Below are 18311 nucleotides of genomic sequence, written 5' to 3'. Positions count from 1 at the left end.
GAGATGTGCACAGCGAGCTTCCGCATGCCGATGGAGGACGTCGGCAGGCTGCTCGACACGCTCGACGACGGGTACGCCGAGGCCACCGGTGAGCAGCCCGCCGTCCAGGCGGCCGATCCGGGCACCGAGGTCATCCCGGGCACCGGCACCTACCACCGGCCCGCCCAGCCGCCCCTCCCGTCGCCCCCGCAGCCGCCGCAGCCGCCGCAGGACGAGCGCCCCACCGCCGCGCTGTCCCCCAACGACGTCCTCGTCGCCCGGGGGCCCGCGCCCCAGGACAAGCTGGTCGCGTCCTCCTCCGAGACCACCGGCCCGCGCGAGACCCCCTCGTACGGCGACAGGTCGCCGTTCACCGGCCCCCAGTACGCCGACCCCGCCCCCGCCTACGGCGGCGACCCCTACAGCGGCCCCCACTACACCGGCGACCCGTTCAGCGGCCCCCAGTACACCGCGGCCCCGGCGGCCGACCCGTTCACCGGCCCGCAGTACAGCGACAACGAGCCCGTCTACCAGCTTCCCGGCGACCGGCGCAGGTCGGCCCCGCTCAGCACCGACCCGCTGGGCTTCCCCTCGCAGGCGTCCGACCCGTTCCCGGCCTCCCCCGGCGCGCAGCCCGTCGACCCGTTCGCGGCCTCCCACGGCTCCCAGTCCGACCGGTACGGCCGGCGCTCCGAGTACCGCGGCCCCGACTCCTTCGGCGGCGCCGACTCCTACGCCGCCCCTGACTCGTACGCCGCCCCCGACTCCTACGGCGGCGCAGATTCCTACAGCGGCGCAGATTCCTACGGCGGCGCGGACTCCTACGGCCAGGCCGCGCAGGGCGCCGCCGGGCTGGGCACCCCCATGCACGGCATCCCGGGCGCCGGTCGCCGCAGGTCCGCGCCCGACCCGCTCACCGGCCCCCTGACCAGCCCCGACGCCTACCGCGAGAGCCCGCAGCAGGCCGCGCCCAACCCGGTCGACCCGCTGCTCGCCCTGGGCCGCCAGACGTCGTACCAGCCGCAGCAGCCCGACCCGCACGCCGCACGCCCGTACGGCGCCGACCCCCTGTTCTCCACCGGCGAGCGGCTGCGTCCCGAGCAGGACTACCAGGACCGCGGCGAACGCCGGGAATGGTGACCCACGGCAACGGCGACGCCCAGCGAGCGGTGACGGCCGACGAACGGTGACGCCCAGCGAAAGGACGACGCTGAGCGAACGGCACCTCCCCCAAGCGAACGGCGCCCCCCCAAGCAAACGGCGCCCCCAAGCAAGCAGTGACGCCCAGCAAGCAGTGGCGCCCAGCAAGCGGTGACACCCAGCAAGCGGTGACGCCCAGCGAAGGGTGGCGGCGAGCGAGCGGTGACGGCCAGGGGGTGGCGGCCCGGCGGGAATGGTGACGCGCCGGTGCCGGTTTCCGCTTCAGGCGAATCCCTGACCGCCGACCCGGCCCCGGCCGGACGCGGTCCAGCAGGATTGCCGTGAGGGCGGCCCGATCACGCCGGGCCGCGCCCGCCGAGGTGGAGGAGCACCGGTGAACCCGACGTCAGGCCTGCAACTGCTGCTGGTGGCCGGCGGCGCGATCGCGGTCGCCGCGGTCGCGCGGCGCAAGGGCTGGCCCGCGCCGCTGCTGCTCGTGGCGGCCGGGCTGCTGGTGTCGCCGCTGGTGCCCGCCGTGCCGCTGCAGCCCGACCTCGTGCTGTTCGTGTTCCTGCCGCCGCTGCTCTACTCGGCCGCGCTCGACAGCTCCTACCTGCGCCTGCGTGACGCGAGCCGCGCGGTGGCGCTGCTGTCGGTGGGCCTGGTGCTGTTCACGACGGCCGTGGTGGGGTTCGTCGTCCACCTGCTGCTGCCGGGCCTGCCGCTGGCGCTCGCGTTCGCGCTGGGCGCCATCATCGCGCCGCCCGACGCCGTGGCCGCCGTCGCGGTCGGCCGCCGGCTCGGGCTGCCGCGCCGCACCCTGACCGTCCTCATCGGCGAGAGCCTGTTCAACGACGCCACGGCGCTCACGGCGTACCGGGTGGCGATCGGCGCGGCGGTCGGCGGCACGGTGGACCTCCTGCACACCTTCGGCCAGTTCCTGTACGCCGCCCTGGTCGGCGTGGCGATCGGGCTGGCGCTCGCGTTCGCGTTCGCCTGGCTGTTCGCGCGCACCCGCGACTCGCTGGTCGAGAACACCCTCATGCTGCTCATCCCGTTCGCCGCGTACCTGGCGGCCGAGTCGGTGCACGCCTCCGGCGTGATCGCGGTGGTGATCGTCGGCCTGTACCTCGGCAACCGGATGCACCTGCAGGGGTTCGGCACGCGGCTGGTGTCCGACGCGGTGTGGAAGGTCACGGACTTCTTCCTGGAGACCATCGTCTTCGCGCTCATCGGCCTCCAGCTCGTCACCGTCGTCAGGGGCATCTCCGGGTACGCCGCGTGGCAGGTGGCGGCGTACGCGGTGGTGGTGCTGCTGGTGACGATCGCGAGCAGGTTCGCCTGGGTGTTCGCGGTGACGTCGGTGACGCGGCTGGCGGCGAGGGGCGGCGGGAGGCCGGGGCCGCAGCAGAACGTGATCGTCAGCTGGGCGGGCATGCGCGGCGTGGTGTCGCTGGCGGCGGCGTTCGCGCTGCCGCCCGAGATCCCGGAGCGGGACCGGGCGATGCTGCTGTTCCTCACGTTCACCACGGTGATCGGCACGCTGCTGGTGCAGGGCACCACGTTCCCGGCGCTCATCCGGCGCCTGCGGGTGTCGAGCGAGCAGGAGCAGTACGAGGACCGCCTGGCGGAGGCCGCCGCGCAGCAGGCGGCGCTGGAGGCGGGGCTGGCGGAGCTCGACCGCCTGGTGCGGGAGGAGGGCGAGCCCGACGAGATCCGCAAGCAGGTCATCGACCAGCTCAGGGAGAAGTCGTGGCGCAGGTCGCTGACGGCGTGGGAGCGCCTGGGCGGCGGCACCGGCCAGGGCGGCGCGGAGACGCCCAGCACGCTGTACCGGAGGCTGCGCCGCGACATGCTGAGGGCCGAGCGGGAGGTGTTCGTGCGGCTGCGTGACGAGCGCCGCCTCGACGACGAGGTGCTGCGCGAGGTGATGGCGCAGCTCGACTTCGAGGAGGCGATCCTGGAGCGCTAGCGGTGCCGGGTCAGCCCATCGTGCTGTCGACGTAGCACCAGCGCCAGCTCTCGCCCGGCTCGAACGACTGGATGACCGGGTGGCCGGTGGCGTGGTGGTGCTTGGTGGCGTGCTTGTTGGGCGAGGAGTCGCAGCAGCCGATGTGCCCGCACTCGAGGCAGCGGCGCAGGTGCACCCACGGGCTGCCGGTGGAGAGGCACTCCTCGCAGCCGTCGGGCGTGTTGGCCGGCGGGTCGCCGGTCTGGGAAAGATGCTCGCACAGTGCCATGAATCTCATCCTAGGACCCTCTTCGGCGCCGCCTCCGGCCGCACTCGGTCAACCCATATTGACGATCTGCCGGGTAGGGTCCAAGGCATGCGACTCCTCAAGAGCCGGTATCTCCCCCTGGTGGCGTTCGTCACCTGTGTGTTCGCCGCCGGGTGCGGCGAGGTCAACAGCACGATCGACAAGGCGCAGGCGTGCCTGGAGGCTCCGAAGATCGTCGCCGATCTCGGCGCCCGGATCTCCAAGCTGACCGACGACCCCCAGGCGATGGACAAGGCGCTCGACGACGCGTCCGCCAAGCTCAACGACTTCGCCGACAAGGCCGCCAACACGACGCTGAAGGAGGCCTCCGACGACCTGGCCAAGACGCTGGGCGGCATCGACGTCAAGAACGTCAACGACGCGGTCGACGCGGTGCAGAAGGTCGGCACGGACACGGCGGCGTACCTGGAGAAGATCGCCAAGGCGTGCAGCTGATCGTCCGGTTCCTCCTGGGCGCCACGCGATCCCCGGGTTCTCTAGGGGGAATGTGCACGAAATAGCGTGTTTTCCATGGACCCCGATCCTCGATTCACCCTCGCCAACGAACGCACGTTCCTCACCTGGCTGAGCACCGCCCTCGCGCTGAGCGCCGGTGGCGTGGCGATGGCCGCGGTGCCCGCGGAGGTGTTCGTCCCGTGGCTCCGCACCACGCTGGCCGTCGTGCTGGTCACGCTCTCCGCGCTGGCGGCGGGCATGGCCTACCCTCGCTGGCGGCACATCCAGCGGGCGCTGCGCGACCAGGCGCCCCTGCCTCCGCCCGCGCTCGCGCCCGTCTTCGGGTACGGCGTCGCGGCCGTGGCCGTCCTCGCGCTGGTGCTGATCATCCTGGCGGCGTGAGGGCGGCATGTCCGAGGAGATCTGGGACCAGGGCCTGCAGAGCGAGCGCACCAGGCTCGCCTGGGTGCGCACCGCGGTCGCGCTGTCCACCGCCGGTCTCGGCGCGGCCGGCCTGGCGCTGCGGGCAGGGCTGCCGCCCGTCGCCGTCGTCGGGTTCGCGCTGGGCGCGCTGTGCGGGGGCGTCCTGCTCGTCAGGACGGGCACGCGGTTCCGCCGGGTGCAGGAGGCGCTGCACGGCGGCCGGCCGCTCGACCACGGGCTGGACGCGGTGTTCGCCTGGTTCGGCACGCTGAGCCTGGTGGCGGGGGCCTGCACGTTCGTGCTCACCGTACGGTGACCCGGTTTGCGCTGCCAGGAAGCCGGGGCGGACACTGAAGGCAAGGGGGTGACCTCAGTGGACGAAGAACGCAGGACGCTGCCGTACGAGTGCCGGCGCTGCTGGCACGTCTGGCAGGAGGACTACGTGGTCAGGCACTTCGCCGACGCCCACGGCAACGAGGTGGACATCTGGCTGCGCGGCGGCGTGCAGGTGCCGCCGCCCGCGTCGGGCGTGATGATCTGCCCGAAGTGCGGCTGCCAGCAGGCCACCACGTTCCCCGACGGCTACCTGGCCCGCCACCCGGAGCTGATCCCGCCGCCGCGGCCGGCGGAGCCCGACGCGACGCCGCTGCTCAGTCCCGTGCGGAAGCGGATGTACAAGGGCTAGCTTGACGCTAGGTGAGCATTTCCTCACCTTGGGTGTCATAACTGGCATCTTGCCGAGGTAGGGGGCACGGCGGACACTCAGGTCGGATGCAAGGTCACCGACCTCGGGGGGTGGTCCTCGTGCGTGACGGTTACGAGACCCGTGAATTCTGGCCATTCGAGTGCCTGCGCTGCCTCCACGTGTGGGAGGAGATGTACGTCGTCAGGCGGCTCGCCGACGACCACGGCAACGAGGTGGAGGTCTGGCTCAGCTCCGGCGTGCCGGTGCAGCCGCCCTGGGTGGGGGCCTCCTGCCCGGGCTGCGGCGACTACCGGGTCACCTCGTTCCCGACGGGCTACCTCGCCCGGCACCCCGAGCTGATGGCGGCCCCCGAGCCCGAGCCCCTGGCCGCGGCGGCGGCCCCGGCCGCCCGGCCGGTCAGGGCGCCCGTGGTGACGCGGACGCCCCTGCCCGGCCGGCTGCTGGTCGCGGTGGGCGCGCCGGTGGCGTTGTTCGTCGGCTACGAGCTGTACCGCAACCTCGTCGTCGCCGCGCCCATGCACCACTAGCTCAGGCTCTCCAGCCAGGCGCGGTGCAGGCCCGCGAACCGTCCGGAGGCGGCGATGAGCCGGTCGGGCGGGCCGTCCTCGACGATCTCGCCGCGCTCCATCACCAGCACCCGGTCCGCGATCTCCACGGTCGAGAGCCGGTGCGCGATGATGAGCGCGGTGCGGTCGGCGAGGATCGTCCGCAGCGCCCGCTGCACCAGGCGCTCGCTGGGCACGTCGAGGCTGGAGGTGGCCTCGTCGAGGATGAGCACGGCGGGGTCGGCGAGGAAGGCCCTGGCGAACGCCACCAGCTGGCGCTGCCCCGCAGACATGCGCCCGCCGCGCTTGCCCACCTCGGTGTCGTAGCCGTCGGGCAGCGCCGTGACGAAGTCGTGCGCGCCGATCGCCTGGGCGGCCTCGCGCACCTCGCGGTCGGAGGCGTCGGGCCTGCCGAACCTGATGTTGTCGGCGACGGTGCCGCTGAACAGGAAGTTCTCCTGCGTCACCATGACCACGGCGCGGCGCAGCGTGCTCTCGTCGAGGTCGCGCAGGTCCACGCCGTCGAGCAGCACCCGGCCCGCCGTCGGGTCGTAGAAGCGGGCGATCAGCTTGGCCAGCGTCGTCTTGCCCGCGCCCGTCGCGCCGACGAGCGCCACGCTCTGCCCCGCCGGGATGGTCAGGTCGAGCCCCGGCAGGATCGGCATCTCCTCGACGTACGCGAACCGCACGCCCTCGAACACGACCCGGCCCTGCGGCTCGGGCAGCGGCCGCGGCTCGCGCGGCTCGGGCACCGAGGGCTCCTCCTCCAGCACCCCCGACAGCTTCTCCAGCGCCGCGCCCGCCGACTGCAGCGTGTTGTAGAACTGCGAGATCTCCTGCATGGGCTCGTAGAACTGCCGCAGGTACAGCAGGAACGCGGCGAGCACGCCGACCGTGACCTCGCCGTGCAGCGCCAGCCAGCCGCCGTACAGCAGCACGCCGCCCACCGTGATGTTGCCGATCAGCTTGATGCCGGGCATGAAGACGGCGATGAGCCGCATGCCGGAGGCGTTGGCCTCGCGGTAGTCCTGGTTGAGCCCGCGGAAGATCTCCTGGTTGCGCGGCTCCCTGCGGAACGCCTGCACCGCCCTGACGCCGGTCATCGACTCGACGAAGTGGACGATGACCAGCGCCACCGTCTCCCTGGTGCGCCGGTAGACGATCGCCGACCGGCGGCGGAACCAGCCGGTGAACAGCAGCAGCAGCGGCAGCGGCACGAGCGCCACCAGCCCCAGGTGGACGTCGAGGACGAGCAGCAGCGCGGCCGTGCCGAACATCGTCAGCACCGCCGTGACCAGCCCGTCGAAGCCCGACTGCAACAACTCGGCGATCGCCTCGATGTCGGACGTGAGCCGCGAGATGACCCGCCCCGACGTGTACTTCTCGTGGAAGCTCAGCGACAGCCGCTGGAAGTGGTCGAACACCCGCCTGCGCAGCTCCAGCAGCATGCTCTGCCCGATGCGGCCGGACAGCCGCAGGAACGCCTGCCTGGTGAGCGCCTGCGTGAGCGCCGCCGCGAGGATGACGCCGACGACCGTGACCAGCGTGCCGGAGCCGCCGCCCCGCAGCATCGGCGGGATGCCCGCGTCGATGCCCACCTTCACGAGGTAGGGGATGGCGAGCCCGGCGGCGTTGGAGACGACGATCACGCCGGTGAGCAGCGCGATCGCCCGGCGGTACGGCCTGAGCAGGTCGCCGAGCAGCCGCCGGGAGCGTTCCCGCAGCAGCATCGACACCTTCTCCGTGAGGTCGTCGCGCTCCTCGGAGGCGACGCCGCGCCAGTCGGCGGCGGGCTTGTCCGGGGTCTGGGTGCCCGGCGCGGCGGCGGTCATCGCAGCGCTCCTTCCGACGGGTCGAGGTCGGCGTCCTGGGCCAGCAGCTCGCGGTACTCGGGCACCCGGGCGAGCAGCTCGTGGTGGCGGCCGACGTGGGTGATGGTGCCGTCGCGCAGCAGCGCGACCCGGTCGGCGAGCAGCACGGTGGAGGCGCGGTGGGCCACGACGATGCCGGTGGCGTCGCGCAGCACCTGCCGCAGCGCCTCCTCGACGAGCGCCTCGGTCTCGACGTCGAGGGCCGAGAGCGTGTCGTCGAGCACGAGGACGCGCGGCCTGGTCAGCACGGCGCGGGCGAGGGCGAGGCGCTGCCGCTGCCCGCCGGACAGCGACAGGCCCTGCTCGCCGATGCGGGTGTCGAGGCCCCAGGGCAGGTCGTGGACGAACATGGCCTGCGCGGTGCGGATGGCGGCCTCGACCTCCTCGTCGGTGGCGTCGGGCCGGCCGAGCGTGAGGTTCTCCCGCACGCTCATGGAGAACAGGGTGGGCTCCTCGAACGCGGTGGCGACGACCGAGCGCAGGCAGGGGAGCGTCAGGTCGCGCACGTCGTGGCCGTCGATGGTGACCCGGCCCGCCGTGGGGTCGAGCAGGCGCGGCACCAGGGCGGTGAGCGTGGTCTTGCCGGAGCCGGTGGCGCCGACGACGGCGACGGTCTCGCCGGGCCTGACCTCCAGCCACACGTCGCGCAGCACCGGCCGGTCGGCGCCTGGGAAGCGGAACTCGACGCCCTCGAAGCGCAGGTGGCCGCGCGGCTCGCTGAGGACGGTGGTGCCGCCGCTGATCGCGGGGACGGTGTCCATGACCTCCATGACGCGGTCGGCGGAGGTGCCGGCCTCCTGGGCCATGGCGAGGATCCAGCCGAGGCTGGCGATCGGCCAGACGAGCTGCAGCATGAGCGTGGTGAAGGCGACCAGCGTGCCGAGCGTCAGCGACCCCGCGCCGACGGCGAGCGCGCCGAGCAGCAGCACCAGCGCCAGGGTGGCGTTGGGGATCACCTCCAGGAAGGCGAAGAACCTCGCGGACAGGCGCACCTTGTCCATCGAGCTGGAGTAGACGGTGAGCGCGGCGTCGTCGTAGCGGTCGTAGACGTGGTGGCGGCGGCCGAACGCCTTGACGGTGCGGACGCCGATGGCCGACTCCTCCACGAACGTGGCGAGGTCGCCCTGCTCGTCCTGCACCTTGCGGGAGATCCTCATGTAGCGCTTCTCGAAGCGCAGGGAGATCAGGGCGATCGGCACGGCGGACGCGGCGACGAGCAGCCCGAGCGGCCAGTGCTTGTGCAGCAGCAGCGCGGTGACGGTCACGAGCTGGATGAGGTTCATGACCAGGAAGAGCATGCCGAAGCCGAGGAACCTGCGGATGGTCGACAGGTCGGTGGTGGCGCGGGAGAGCAGCTGGCCCGACTGCCACTCGCCGTGGAAGCCCATGGGCAGCCGCTGCAGGTGCTCGTACAGGTCGTCGCGGATGGCGGTCTCCAGGCCGAGCACGGGGCCCACCTGCGACCAGCGCCGCAGGAAGATCAGCAGCGCCTCCGCGGCGCCCACGCCGAGCGCGAGCAGCCCGAGGGGGAGGAGGGCGCCCTGCTCGTGGTGGAGCACCGGACCGTCGACGACCTGCTCGATGAGGAGGGGGAGCGCGATGCTGGCGGCGATGCCGGCCACGGCGGCCAGCCAGATGAGCACGAGCCTGGGGACGTAGGGGCGGAGGTAGGAGCGCATCCGCCACAGGGAGTTGGAGGACAGGGGACGGCTGGGGGATGGTTTATCGGGAGGCATCACCTCCAGGTTAACCCTGGGGCTCAACCGATTTTTGACCCGCCTGAAACCTCCCTTTTACCCATATGACGTGCGGAAACATGTGTTTAGGATGGTCTGTGATGATCGACGAAACCGACCTCGCCCACCTGCGCCGCTGCGTCGAGCTGGCCGAGCAGGCGCTGGCCTTCGGCGACGAGCCGTTCGGCTCGCTGCTGGTCTCCGGCGACGGCGCCGTCCTGTTCGAGGACCACAACCACGTCGCGGGCGGCGACCGCACGCAGCACCCCGAGCTCGCCATCGCCCGCTGGTCGGCGGCCCACCTCACCCCTGAACAGCGGGCCGCCGCCACCGTGTACACCTCCGGGGAGCACTGCCCGATGTGCGCCGCCGCCCACGCCTGGGCCGGTCTCGGCCGCATCGTGTACGCCGCGTCCTCCGAGCAGCTCGCCTCGTGGCTCGGCGAGCTGGGCGTCGCGCCGCCTCCCGTGCGGACCCTGCCCATCCGCGAGGTCGCCCCCGGCGTGCCGGTGGACGGCCCCGTGCCCGAGCTCGCCGGCCGCGTCCGCGACCTGCACCGCCGCTCCCACGGGGCGCCGCCCGCGGGCTGAGCCGCCGCGGCGGGCGGCCGTCAGGACGACCCGCCGAGCGCGATCGTCTCCGCCACCTCGGCGGCGCGCTCGGCCTCCTCCTCCGCGAAGCGGGCCGCGTCGATCCTGTCGGCGATCTCCTCGTCCTGCTTCATCAGCGCCTCCAGCGACTGGCCCGCCATCTCCAGCACACCCATCTCCGCGTACGCCTCCTGCAGCCGCGGGCTCCACAGGCCGATGTCCTTGACGCACGGGACGATCCTGCTGAACAGCAGCGAACGGAACAGCCGCAGGTACTCCGACCGGTCGGTGGCCTCCATGGCCTCGTCCACCTCGGCCCTCGACAGGCCCAGGTTCTCCCACGTCTCCCTGCCGCGCAGCCGGTCGCGCATGAGGTAGCAGCCCTCGATGACGAAGTCCTCGCGCTCGCGCCGCTCCGCCTCCGACAGGTTCGCGTAGTAGTCGCGCAGCGCCATCCGGCCGAAGGCGACGTGCCTGGCCTCGTCCTGCATGACGTAGGCGAGGATCTGCTTGGGCAGCGGCTTGGTGGTGATGTCGCGCATCACGCCGAACGCGGCGAGCGCGAGCCCCTCGATGAGCACCTGCATGCCGAGGTAGGGCATGTCCCAGCGCGAGTCGCTCAGCGTGCTCTCCAGCAGCGCCTTGAGATGCTCGTTGATCGGGTACGCCAGGCCCACCTTCTCCTGCAGGAAGCGGGCGTAGGTCTCGGCGTGGCGGGCCTCGTCCATGGTCTGGGTGGCGGCGTAGAACTTCGAGTCGAGGTCGGGCACCGACTCCACGATCCTGGCCGAGCAGATCATGGCGCCCTGCTCGCCGTGGAGGAACTGGGAGAACTGCCACGCCGCGCCATGCCTGCGCACCTCCTTACGGGTCTGCTCGTCCATGCGGTGCCACAGCGGCGTGTCGTAGATCGCGATGGTGGTGTCAGGGACGCCGAGCACGTCGTACGGGTCCACGTCGAGGTCCCAGTCGATGCGCTTGGTGGAGTCCCACTGCTTGTCCTTGCCCTTCTGGTACAGGGCCAGCATGCGATCTCTGCCGTCGTCGTACTCCCAGGTGAACCGGCTGGCTCCGGCCATCTCGACGTTCCACGTCGAGAGCTCTGCGGGGATGGTGTAGAGATCGTGAGTCGACATCGGACCTCCGCGGGGGGGATTACGTACACCGTACGTCCACTGTCGAGGCTTGCACGTACGGTGTACGTGCGTCAATACAATGAGCCATGCCCACCGAGCTGCCCACCGAGCCCCCCACGGGGCGGCTGTCCCGCGCCCGCATCCTCGCGGCGGCCATCGACCTCGTCGAACGCGAGGGCGCCGACGCCGTGTCCATGCGGCGCATCGCCTCCGAGCTCGGCGTGGGCGTCATGTCGCTCTACAACCACGTCCCGAACAAGGACGCCCTGCTCGACGGCGTCGCCGAGACGGTGCTGAGCGGCGTCGAGTTCACCGACGACCCCGGCGCGCACTGGACCGACCGGGTGCGCATGCAGGCCCGCGCCTTCCGCCAGATCGCGCACCACTACCCGCGCTGCACCATGCTCGTCGTCAGCCGCCAGCTCCACTCGCACGCGGGCCTGCTGCCGGTCGAGCGGGCGCTCGCCACGCTGCGCGGCGCCGGGTTCGGCGGTGAGGACGCCGTCAGGGCGCTGCGCATGTTCATCGCGTTCATCGTCGGCTCGCTCCTGCGCGAGGTCGGCGTGACCCCCACGTTCGCGCCCGTCCACGCCGGGACGCTCAAGGCCGAGGAGGTCGATCCCGCGCTGTTCCCCGAGGTGAGCGCGCTGGCCCCGCTGCTCGACAGCTGCGACCACGAGGCCGAGTTCGAGTTCGGGCTCGAACTGCTCATCCAGGCGATCGGCGTGCACGCGGGCCGCGGCGAGGGCGCCCGTTGAGCGCACCCTGCCGGTCCGTGGGGTCGGGGCGCGGCGGGGGGCGCCCAGGTGAGCGCCCCCGCGGGCGCTCTCAGTACCAGTTGTGGGCCTGCCAGTGGCCCCAGGCCCCGCACGGCTTGCCGTACCTGCCCTTGATGTAGGCCAGACCCCACCGGATCTGCGTCGCCGGGTTCGACTTCCAGTCCTTGCCCGCACCGCGCATCTTGCCCGCGGGCAGCGCCTGCGGGATGCCGTACGCGCCGGACGAGCTGTTCAGCGCGTGGTGGTTCCAGCCGCTCTCGCGGGTCCACAGGTTGTCCAGGCAGCGGAACTCGCGGTAGTTCCACGCGCGCTGGACGACCTGGTTCAGCGCGATCTTCTTGTTCCTGCTGGTCGGCCGCGCGGCGGTGACGCGGGGCTGCGCCGACGTCGTCCAGGTGCGGATCTTGACGGGCGCCGCGGCCGCGTGGGCGGTGGGCGCTCCGAGGGCGGCGGGTGCCGCGATCATGACGGTGACGGTGACGAGAGTGCCGCTGAGGGCGCGTTTGCTGTCCAAGGCGATCCTTGCTGTCGGGTCGCGTGCGGACGGGCGCCGTTCCGGCGCCCTGCCTTCCTCGCCCGCGGCTCGGACGAGGAGGGTCCGCGCGGCCCTCCGGGATCCTGTGCTGCCGCCCCCTCGTGCCGGGCGGCCCGGATGGGCCCGCGACGTTTCCTCTGCGCTTTCCTATTACGGAGTGTCACCAGTCGTCACAGAGAGTGACACGCCGCGGACAGGAGTTTGCGTGATCGTTGTGGACAAAGTGCTCTCTCGCTGGGACCGGTTTGCCCGGCCCGCCGCGCTCATGGTGAGGGCTTGCCCTTGATCGTGGGCGAGCCTGACCCTCGGCTCAGTACCAGTGGCGCGACAGGAAGTGGCCCCATGCCCGGCACGGCGAGCCGTAGCGCTGCTTGATGTAGCCGAGACCCCAGGCGATCTGGGTGCGGGGATTGGTCCGCCAGTCGCGGCCCGACACGGCCATCTTGTGTCCGGGGAGCGCCTGGGGGATGCCGTAGGCGCCCGAGCGGTTGCCGGCCCGGTGGTTCCAGCCGCTCTCCCTGGCCCAGAGCCGTTCCAGGCAGCGGAACTGCGCGCCGCTCCAGCCGCGCCCGGCCGCCATGGGCCTGGCGATCGCCTTGTTCCTGCTGCTCGACTGGGACGTCTGCGCCTGTGCGGCCGTCGCGCCGCCCGCCACCGTGACGACGGCGGCCAGCCCGATCCGGCCGGCGATGGCGCTGGTACGGCGGAGCATGGGCATGCGGAGTTCCCTTTCGGACGGGGGTTGGGGACCGCGTCACCCTGCCTGACTTCCGCCCTTCTTCGCTAATTGACCATGAAAAATCAGATAACAAACCAAGATCACTATTTGTGTGTGTTCTGGCTATTTGTCGGAAAAATGAGGACTGCGTCACAGTTGGGGCTTGCGTGGGTTCTGTAGGGTCGGATCATGAGCCTTCGCGACATCCCGCTGCGCACCCTCGCGGACACGCCCACGACGCTCGCCGACCTCGCCGGCGACCGGGCCGTCCTGCTCGTCAACGTGGCCTCGCGCTGCGGCCTGACCCCGCAGTACGCGGGCCTGGTGAAGCTCCAGCAGGAGTACGGCCCGCGCGGCTTCACCGTGGTCGGCGTGCCGTGCAACCAGTTCATGGGCCAGGAGCCCGGCTCCCCCGAGGAGATCCAGGAGTTCTGCTCCGCCACGTACGGTGTGGACTTCCCCCTGCTGGAGAAGACCGACGTGAACGGCCCCGGCCGGCACCCGCTCTACGCCGAGCTGACCCGCGTCGCCGACGACGGCGGCGAGGCCGGCGACGTGCAGTGGAACTTCGAGAAGTTCCTCATCGACCGCTCGGGCGCGGTGGTGGCGCGCTTCCGCCCCCGCACCGCCCCCGAGGACCCCGCCGTCACCTCCGCCATCGAGAAGGTCCTGTAGCGGCGGGGTCAGGTGCGGCGGGGGCCGCAGCTGCCGCGCACGATGAGCTCCGTGGGCAGCGTGACCGAGCGCGCGCGCCTCGGCCCGCCGCGCAGCACGAGCTCCGCCGCGCGGTAGCCCATGTCGCGTCCGGGCTGCGCGATCACCGTGAGCGGCGGGGAGCACAGCTCGGCCCACGGCACGTCGTCGTACATGACGAGGGACACGTCGCGGGGCACGCGCAGGTCGAGCTCCCTGGCGGCCAGCACGGCGGCCTCCCCGAGGACGTTCCCCCCGGCGACCACGGCCGTCAGGTCGGGACGGCTCTGGAACAGCCCGGAGGCGGCGGCGTAGGCCGAGTCGCGGCTGCCGGTGGCGAAGACGACCAGTTCTTCGTCCACGGGCGCGCCGACGGCCTCCCGGAAGGCGCCGGCGCGGCGCTCGTGGCCGGGCCCGCCGAGGAAGGCGATGCGCCGGTGGCCGAGGCCCCGCAGGTAGCGCACCGCCGTGCGCACACCCGCCCGGTCGTCGGCGAGCACCGCCGGCGCGTCCAGGGGGCGGGGGGCGGGCGGCGGGGCGGCCAGGCCGTCGAGCAGCAGGAGGTCGGTGAAGGCGTCGGGCTCGTCGGGGGCGGCCTCGGCGGGCAGCCGGTCGGCGAAGACCACGGTCATGCCGGCCTTCAGCGCGGGCGCCCAGGTGTCGGCGCCGCCGGTCGGCACGGCGATCAGGCGATCGACGCTCTGCTCCAGCAGCATGCCCACGAGCTCGGCCTCCTGCTCGGGGTCGCCGCCCGTGGAGCCGACCACGACGGGCTCGCCCGCCGCGCGGGCGCAGGCGAGCACGCCCTCCGAGAGCTGCGCGTAGAAGGTGTCGGTCAGGTCGGGGACGAGCAGGCCGATGCCGCCGGTGCGGCGCTGGCGCAGGTTGCGTCCCAGGGCGCTCGGCCGGTAGTCGAGCTGCGCGGCGACGGCAAGGACGCGCTCGCGCGTGCTCGGGCTGGCCGAGCCTCCTGACAGCACCCTCGACACCGTGGCGACGCCCACCCCGGCGGCCTCGGCCACGTCCTTGATCGTCGCCCGCTTCTCCATGGAAACGATTCCATCATGCTTTCCGCGCGACGGGAAGCCCGCTGTCACCGCAAAGGCTGGTGGGACTCGGACCCTTGACAGCGATGTCCGTTTCGGGTGAGATGCTTGAAAACGTATCCACGTTCAGTGGATTTCCCCCGCACCAACGTCCGGGCCCCCCGCCCTGGAGCGCGAAGGAATGTCATGGCATCCATCGTTCTGACGAACGTCGACAAGATCTACGCCGGTGGCGTGAAGGCCGTGGACGGGCTCAACCTTGAGATCAAGGACGGCGAGTTCATGGTGCTGGTCGGACCCTCCGGTTGCGGCAAGTCGACCGCGCTCCGGATGATCGCCGGCCTGGAGGACATCAGCGGCGGCGAGATCGCGATCGGCGACAAGGTGGTCAACCACCTCCCGCCGAAGGACCGCGACATCGCGATGGTCTTCCAGAACTACGCGCTCTACCCGCACATGACGGTCGAGGAGAACCTCGCCTTCGGCCTCAAGCTCCGCAAGATGCCCAAGCCGGAGATCCAGAAGCGCGTGAACGAGGCCGCGAAGATGCTCGGCCTCGAGACCTACCTCAAGCGCAAGCCGGCCGCCCTGTCCGGTGGTCAGCGCCAGCGAGTCGCGATGGGCCGCGCCATCGTCCGCGAGCCGCAGGCCTTCCTCATGGACGAGCCGCTGTCGAACCTCGACGCCAAGCTCCGCGTCTCGATGCGCGCCTCGCTCAACCAGATGCACGAGCGCCTCGGCGTCACCACCGTGTACGTCACGCACGACCAGGTCGAGGCCATGACCCTCGGCGACAGGGTCTGCGTGCTGCGCGACGGCATCCTCCAGCAGGTGGACACCCCGCAGAACCTGTTCGACAAGCCCGTCAACCTGTTCGTCGCCGGCTTCATGGGCTCGCCCGCCATGAACTTCGTCACCGCCGAGCTGGTGCGCGACGACGGCGCCGCCGTGGTCTTCGCCGGCATCCGCCTGCCGATCCCCGACTCGACGTTCACCGACAAGCCGGGCCTCGACCAGTACATCGGCAAGAAGATCATCCTGGGTATCCGCCCGTCCGACTTCGAGGACGCCGGCTCGGCCGGCAGCCACGCCAACGGCTGGGCCACCCTCCCGGTCAAGGCGGAGGTCACCGAGGAGCTCGGCTCCGAGATCAACGTCCTGTTCCTCATCGACGCCCCGCCGGTGGAGCACAAGGACACCGTCGCCGCCGCCGACGCCGGCGAGGACGAGGAGGCGCTGCCGCTGACCGGCGACAAGTCGCTGTGGACGGCCCGCGTGAACGCGCGCAGCCACGTGCGTCCCGGCCAGCACATCGACCTGGTGGTCGACACCCACAACATGCACTTCTTCGACGTGACGTCCGGCCTGGCCATCGGCCACGAGGCCAACCGCTGACCCGCCTCGCGGACGACCGCCGATCCCACGCCGCCGACCACGGCCGCTGATTCCCGGCCGTGAGCCCCGCTCACGGCCGCCGGGCCCCCACCGCGACCCCCTCCCGCGTTGGGGGCCCACCCATGTCCGCCCGCCGGGCTCCCCGGGCCGTCAGCGGCCGATGCGGGCGGAGACGCGGGCCGCCAGGTTCTGCGGGATGAGCCTGCCGACGGCCACGATCGCCTTGTAGCGGAGGTCGGGCACCGACACGCGCTTGCCCAGCGCCAGGTCCCGCATGGCCTCCTTGACCACCTTGTCGGCGTCGAGCCAGAGGAAGCCGGGGATGCCTGAGGTGTCCATCTTGGCGCGGTCGTGGAACTCGGTGCGCACGAAGCCGGGGCACAGCGCCATGACCTTGATGCGCGGGTCGCCGACCTCGGCCGCCGCCGACTCGCTGAAGTTCACCACCCACGCCTTCGACGCGCTGTAGGTGCCGCGCGTGAAGAACGCCGCCACCGACGCCACGTTCACGACGGCGCCCGCGCCGCGACGCCGCATGCCGGGCAGCGCGGCGAGCGTCAGCCTGAGCACGGCCTCGCAGTGCACCTTGAGCATGCGCACCTCGTCCTCGACGGGCACCTCCAGGAAGGCGCCGGGGTGGCCGAAGCCCGCGTTGTTGACCAGCAGCTGCACGCCGTCGCGGAGCCTGGACTCCACGCCGGACAGGCCCTCCTCGGTCGACAGGTCGGCGGGCAGCACCTCGACGTCCACGCCGTACCTGAGCCTGAGCTGGGCGGCGTTCTGCTCCAGCCGGTGCTCGTCGCGCGCCACCAGGACGAGCGAGAACGACTCGGCGGCCAGGCGCCGGGCGAAGGCGGCGCCGATGCCGGAGGTCGCGCCGGTGATGAGTGCGGTAGGCAGTGCGGTAGGCATGGGAGAACCCTAACCTCCGCCCGGCCCGCCCCCGGTTCGGCCGGGGGACGAGCCGCCCGGCCGCGTCCGGCTCAGCCGGCGCCGGGGCCGGGGGACGGTTCGCGGGCGACCCGCTCGATCAGCTCCTCCACCTGAGTGTTGAGCTGGGCGCCTCGCGTCCAGCCCGCGTAGTGCGTGAGGAAGACGACGATCTCCCGCAGCTCGTCCTCGGCGAGCTCGCCCGAGCGCAGGGCGGCGTCGAGCTGGACGTCCACCATCTCGTGCAGCCCCTGCCCGACGAGCAGGCCGATGAGGAGCAGGCGCCGTTCCCTGTCCGGCAGGACCGTTCTCGACCAGAGGTCGGCGAACTGCCGCTCGGCGGTGATGCCGAACGAGTCGACCGTCTGCATGGCGGGTTCTCTCATTGCGCGCTCCGGGTGGTGGAGAGGGTTGCCTCATATCTTTCGCCACTTACCGGCATGAACCAATGGGGGTTGCCTGAACGTTGCGGCCGATCTTGGGGTGACAGGACGCCACCGAAACTCCGTTTCGGATCTGTAACAAGCAAAGCCAAGCTACGAGCAAGATTTGGTCAAGATTTCTCACCGTGCATCGGCCTCATTCCTTCTGAAAACGGGCACAACAACACCGTTGGTCCGTACAGCGGAGGTAAGCCCCGGTGAAAAAGACACGGGCTTGGATCGCGCGCCGCGCCGCGCCCATCATGGCGCCCATCATGGCGCCCGTCATCGTGTCCCTCGTCGCCGTTCTCACGCTGTCGGCGTGCGGGCAGCCCGACTTCACCTACGTACGGGACAGGGACGGCACCACCTACTTCAAGGTGCCCGCCTCGTTCACCCGGCTCAACGCCTCGCCCATCGAGCTGTTCCTGACCGGCGACCGGCCCGGCTCCCAGGCGGCGCTCACCCGCGCCCAGCGGGTCTGGTCGACGGCCTTCGACAGGTCGGCGCAGCCGGACGTCAGCCACCTGCTCGGCTCGCCGGACCCCTTCGTGTACGCCACCGTCCACAAGCTGACCGAGGAGCAGCGCGACGCGATCTCCCTCAACCGGCTGCGCGACTTCATCCTCCCCGTGACGGACCAGACGCGCGAGCTGTACGAGCAGCAGAACGCCCTCACCGGCCAGCGGCCGCTGTTCACCGGCTTCGAGCGCATCAGCGACGAGGTGCTCACCCTGGACGGCGGCGCCAAGGGCGTGCGCGTGCGCTTCAACTACCAGATCGGCGGCAAGGTCCAGACGTTCGACCACACCGCCATGGTCGACGAGGGCGGGAGCACCGTGTCCGTGCTGCTCATGGGCTGCCAGGCGACGTGCTACGCCCGGCGGGCCGCCGAGTTCGACACCATCGCGGGTTCTTTCAAACTGCTCCGGCTGCCTGGATGAGGGAGCGCC

General features: G+C 71.7%; 21 protein-coding genes. 12 read left to right on the top strand and 9 right to left on the bottom strand.

Features of this window, described 5'->3' with window-relative positions:
* Positions 1–3: 3 nt before the first annotated feature.
* Both BMX74_RS07420 and BMX74_RS07415 read left to right on the top strand, forming a co-directional pair.
* Positions 4–1119 carry a hypothetical protein gene (locus BMX74_RS07420; protein ID WP_143078582.1) on the top strand — a complete coding sequence of 372 codons (1116 nt, stop codon included), beginning with the start codon at positions 4–6 and terminating at the stop codon, positions 1117–1119.
* Between the two features lie 394 nt (positions 1120–1513).
* Positions 1514–3091, top strand: coding sequence for a Na+/H+ antiporter (locus BMX74_RS07415; RefSeq protein WP_055505821.1), 1578 nt, complete (start codon positions 1514–1516; stop codon positions 3089–3091).
* 10 nt (positions 3092–3101) lie between these two features.
* Here the strand turns inward: BMX74_RS07415 and BMX74_RS07410 are convergent, their stop codons facing one another.
* Positions 3102–3359, bottom strand: a complete 258-nt coding sequence (locus BMX74_RS07410) for a ubiquitin carboxyl-terminal hydrolase 14 (protein ID WP_091099178.1) — start codon at positions 3357–3359, stop codon at positions 3102–3104.
* Between the two features lie 87 nt (positions 3360–3446).
* Between BMX74_RS07410 and BMX74_RS07405 the strand changes: the two genes are divergently transcribed.
* The 5 genes from BMX74_RS07405 (at position 3447) to BMX74_RS07385 (ending at position 5489) form a co-directional block, all read left to right on the top strand.
* The gene (locus BMX74_RS07405; protein WP_055505819.1) at positions 3447–3833 is read left to right on the top strand and encodes a hypothetical protein; all 387 of its coding nucleotides are present in this window, start codon (positions 3447–3449) and stop codon (positions 3831–3833) included.
* A 75-nt stretch (positions 3834–3908) separates the two neighbouring features.
* Positions 3909–4235: a YidH family protein gene (locus BMX74_RS07400; RefSeq protein ID WP_055505818.1), complete on the top strand. Its 327-nt coding sequence runs from the start codon at positions 3909–3911 to the stop codon at positions 4233–4235.
* A gap of 7 nt (positions 4236–4242) precedes the next feature.
* Positions 4243–4572: a DUF202 domain-containing protein gene (locus BMX74_RS07395; RefSeq protein ID WP_055505817.1), complete on the top strand. Its 330-nt coding sequence runs from the start codon at positions 4243–4245 to the stop codon at positions 4570–4572.
* 57 nt (positions 4573–4629) lie between these two features.
* A complete protein-coding gene (locus BMX74_RS07390; protein ID WP_055505816.1) occupies positions 4630–4941 on the top strand; it encodes a hypothetical protein in 312 nt (103 codons plus the stop codon).
* 119 nt (positions 4942–5060) lie between these two features.
* Positions 5061–5489, top strand: coding sequence for a hypothetical protein (locus BMX74_RS07385; protein WP_143078581.1), 429 nt, complete (start codon positions 5061–5063; stop codon positions 5487–5489).
* Here the strand turns inward: BMX74_RS07385 and BMX74_RS07380 are convergent.
* Complete coding sequence (locus tag BMX74_RS07380; RefSeq protein ID WP_055505814.1) at positions 5486–7339, bottom strand: ABC transporter ATP-binding protein; 1854 nt, start codon at positions 7337–7339, stop codon at positions 5486–5488. The two genes, BMX74_RS07385 and BMX74_RS07380, sit on opposite strands and share 4 nt — an antisense overlap.
* Positions 7336–9114 (bottom strand): ABC transporter ATP-binding protein, encoded by a 1779-nt coding sequence (locus tag BMX74_RS07375; RefSeq protein WP_256256816.1) that lies wholly within the window; start codon positions 9112–9114, stop codon positions 7336–7338. The genes BMX74_RS07380 and BMX74_RS07375 overlap by 4 nt, the downstream gene beginning before the upstream one ends.
* Before the next feature lie 101 nt (positions 9115–9215).
* Here BMX74_RS07375 and BMX74_RS07370 point away from each other — a divergent pair, with 101 nt between their 5' ends.
* Positions 9216–9704 carry a nucleoside deaminase gene (locus tag BMX74_RS07370; RefSeq protein ID WP_055505812.1) on the top strand — a complete coding sequence of 163 codons (489 nt, stop codon included), beginning with the start codon at positions 9216–9218 and terminating at the stop codon, positions 9702–9704.
* A gap of 20 nt (positions 9705–9724) precedes the next feature.
* On the opposite strand, the gene BMX74_RS07365 is transcribed toward BMX74_RS07370, so the two are convergent.
* A complete protein-coding gene (locus tag BMX74_RS07365) occupies positions 9725–10840 on the bottom strand; it encodes a ferritin-like domain-containing protein (RefSeq protein ID WP_055505811.1) in 1116 nt (371 codons plus the stop codon).
* Between the two features lie 86 nt (positions 10841–10926).
* Here BMX74_RS07365 and BMX74_RS07360 point away from each other — a divergent pair, with 86 nt between their 5' ends.
* Positions 10927–11598 (top strand): TetR/AcrR family transcriptional regulator C-terminal domain-containing protein, encoded by a 672-nt coding sequence (locus BMX74_RS07360; protein ID WP_091099171.1) that lies wholly within the window; start codon positions 10927–10929, stop codon positions 11596–11598.
* Between the two features lie 70 nt (positions 11599–11668).
* Here the strand turns inward: BMX74_RS07360 and BMX74_RS07355 are convergent, their stop codons facing one another.
* The gene (locus tag BMX74_RS07355; RefSeq protein WP_236714936.1) at positions 11669–12133 is read right to left on the bottom strand and encodes an aggregation-promoting factor C-terminal-like domain-containing protein; all 465 of its coding nucleotides are present in this window, start codon (positions 12131–12133) and stop codon (positions 11669–11671) included.
* A 331-nt stretch (positions 12134–12464) separates the two neighbouring features.
* Positions 12465–12872, bottom strand: a complete 408-nt coding sequence (locus tag BMX74_RS07350) for an aggregation-promoting factor C-terminal-like domain-containing protein (protein ID WP_337959841.1) — start codon at positions 12870–12872, stop codon at positions 12465–12467.
* A 189-nt stretch (positions 12873–13061) separates the two neighbouring features.
* On the opposite strand from BMX74_RS07350, the gene BMX74_RS07345 reads away from it, so the two are divergent.
* The gene (locus BMX74_RS07345; RefSeq protein WP_177227272.1) at positions 13062–13547 is read left to right on the top strand and encodes a glutathione peroxidase; all 486 of its coding nucleotides are present in this window, start codon (positions 13062–13064) and stop codon (positions 13545–13547) included.
* A gap of 8 nt (positions 13548–13555) precedes the next feature.
* Here the strand turns inward: BMX74_RS07345 and BMX74_RS07340 are convergent, their stop codons facing one another.
* Positions 13556–14614 carry a LacI family DNA-binding transcriptional regulator gene (locus BMX74_RS07340; RefSeq protein ID WP_055505809.1) on the bottom strand — a complete coding sequence of 353 codons (1059 nt, stop codon included), beginning with the start codon at positions 14612–14614 and terminating at the stop codon, positions 13556–13558.
* Between the two features lie 183 nt (positions 14615–14797).
* Here BMX74_RS07340 and BMX74_RS07335 point away from each other — a divergent pair, with 183 nt between their 5' ends.
* Positions 14798–16006: an ABC transporter ATP-binding protein gene (locus tag BMX74_RS07335; RefSeq protein WP_055505808.1), complete on the top strand. Its 1209-nt coding sequence runs from the start codon at positions 14798–14800 to the stop codon at positions 16004–16006.
* 150 nt (positions 16007–16156) lie between these two features.
* Here the strand turns inward: BMX74_RS07335 and BMX74_RS07330 are convergent, their stop codons facing one another.
* Both BMX74_RS07330 and BMX74_RS07325 read right to left on the bottom strand, forming a co-directional pair.
* Positions 16157–16918, bottom strand: coding sequence for an SDR family NAD(P)-dependent oxidoreductase (locus tag BMX74_RS07330; RefSeq protein WP_439951520.1), 762 nt, complete (start codon positions 16916–16918; stop codon positions 16157–16159).
* 71 nt (positions 16919–16989) lie between these two features.
* Complete coding sequence (locus tag BMX74_RS07325) at positions 16990–17307, bottom strand: carboxymuconolactone decarboxylase family protein (RefSeq protein WP_055505807.1); 318 nt, start codon at positions 17305–17307, stop codon at positions 16990–16992.
* A gap of 326 nt (positions 17308–17633) precedes the next feature.
* Between BMX74_RS07325 and BMX74_RS07320 the strand changes: the two genes are divergently transcribed.
* A complete protein-coding gene (locus tag BMX74_RS07320) occupies positions 17634–18302 on the top strand; it encodes a hypothetical protein (RefSeq protein WP_143078579.1) in 669 nt (222 codons plus the stop codon).
* Positions 18303–18311 lie beyond the last annotated feature (9 nt).

This window comes from Nonomuraea pusilla (genome assembly GCF_900109355.1).
Lineage (GTDB): Bacteria > Actinomycetota > Actinomycetes > Streptosporangiales > Streptosporangiaceae > Nonomuraea > Nonomuraea pusilla.
The sequence above is the reverse complement of the archived record's forward strand: the minus strand, read 5'-3'. Positions and strand labels throughout refer to the sequence as shown.

Excerpts from the sequence above, each read along its gene's own strand:
- BMX74_RS07340 (WP_055505809.1), bottom strand. The coding sequence starts at position 14,614 with ATGGAGAAGCGGGCGACGATCAAGGACGTGGCCGAGGCCGCCGGGGTG.
- BMX74_RS07335 (WP_055505808.1), top strand. The coding sequence starts at position 14,798 with ATGGCATCCATCGTTCTGACGAACGTCGACAAGATCTACGCCGGTGGC.
- BMX74_RS07320 (WP_143078579.1), top strand. The coding sequence starts at position 17,634 with ATGGCGCCCGTCATCGTGTCCCTCGTCGCCGTTCTCACGCTGTCGGCG.
- BMX74_RS07350 (WP_337959841.1), bottom strand. The coding sequence starts at position 12,872 with ATGCCCATGCTCCGCCGTACCAGCGCCATCGCCGGCCGGATCGGGCTG.
- BMX74_RS07325 (WP_055505807.1), bottom strand. The coding sequence starts at position 17,307 with ATGCAGACGGTCGACTCGTTCGGCATCACCGCCGAGCGGCAGTTCGCC.
- BMX74_RS07345 (WP_177227272.1), top strand. The coding sequence starts at position 13,062 with ATGAGCCTTCGCGACATCCCGCTGCGCACCCTCGCGGACACGCCCACG.
- BMX74_RS07330 (WP_439951520.1), bottom strand. The coding sequence starts at position 16,918 with ATGCCTACCGCACTGCCTACCGCACTCATCACCGGCGCGACCTCCGGC.
- BMX74_RS07420 (WP_143078582.1), top strand. The coding sequence starts at position 4 with ATGTGCACAGCGAGCTTCCGCATGCCGATGGAGGACGTCGGCAGGCTG.
- BMX74_RS07375 (WP_256256816.1), bottom strand. The coding sequence starts at position 9,114 with ATGCCTCCCGATAAACCATCCCCCAGCCGTCCCCTGTCCTCCAACTCC.
- BMX74_RS07395 (WP_055505817.1), top strand. The coding sequence starts at position 4,243 with ATGTCCGAGGAGATCTGGGACCAGGGCCTGCAGAGCGAGCGCACCAGG.
- BMX74_RS07365 (WP_055505811.1), bottom strand. The coding sequence starts at position 10,840 with ATGTCGACTCACGATCTCTACACCATCCCCGCAGAGCTCTCGACGTGG.
- BMX74_RS07405 (WP_055505819.1), top strand. The coding sequence starts at position 3,447 with ATGCGACTCCTCAAGAGCCGGTATCTCCCCCTGGTGGCGTTCGTCACC.
- BMX74_RS07370 (WP_055505812.1), top strand. The coding sequence starts at position 9,216 with ATGATCGACGAAACCGACCTCGCCCACCTGCGCCGCTGCGTCGAGCTG.
- BMX74_RS07410 (WP_091099178.1), bottom strand. The coding sequence starts at position 3,359 with ATGGCACTGTGCGAGCATCTTTCCCAGACCGGCGACCCGCCGGCCAAC.
- BMX74_RS07400 (WP_055505818.1), top strand. The coding sequence starts at position 3,909 with ATGGACCCCGATCCTCGATTCACCCTCGCCAACGAACGCACGTTCCTC.
- BMX74_RS07380 (WP_055505814.1), bottom strand. The coding sequence starts at position 7,339 with ATGACCGCCGCCGCGCCGGGCACCCAGACCCCGGACAAGCCCGCCGCC.
- BMX74_RS07360 (WP_091099171.1), top strand. The coding sequence starts at position 10,927 with ATGCCCACCGAGCTGCCCACCGAGCCCCCCACGGGGCGGCTGTCCCGC.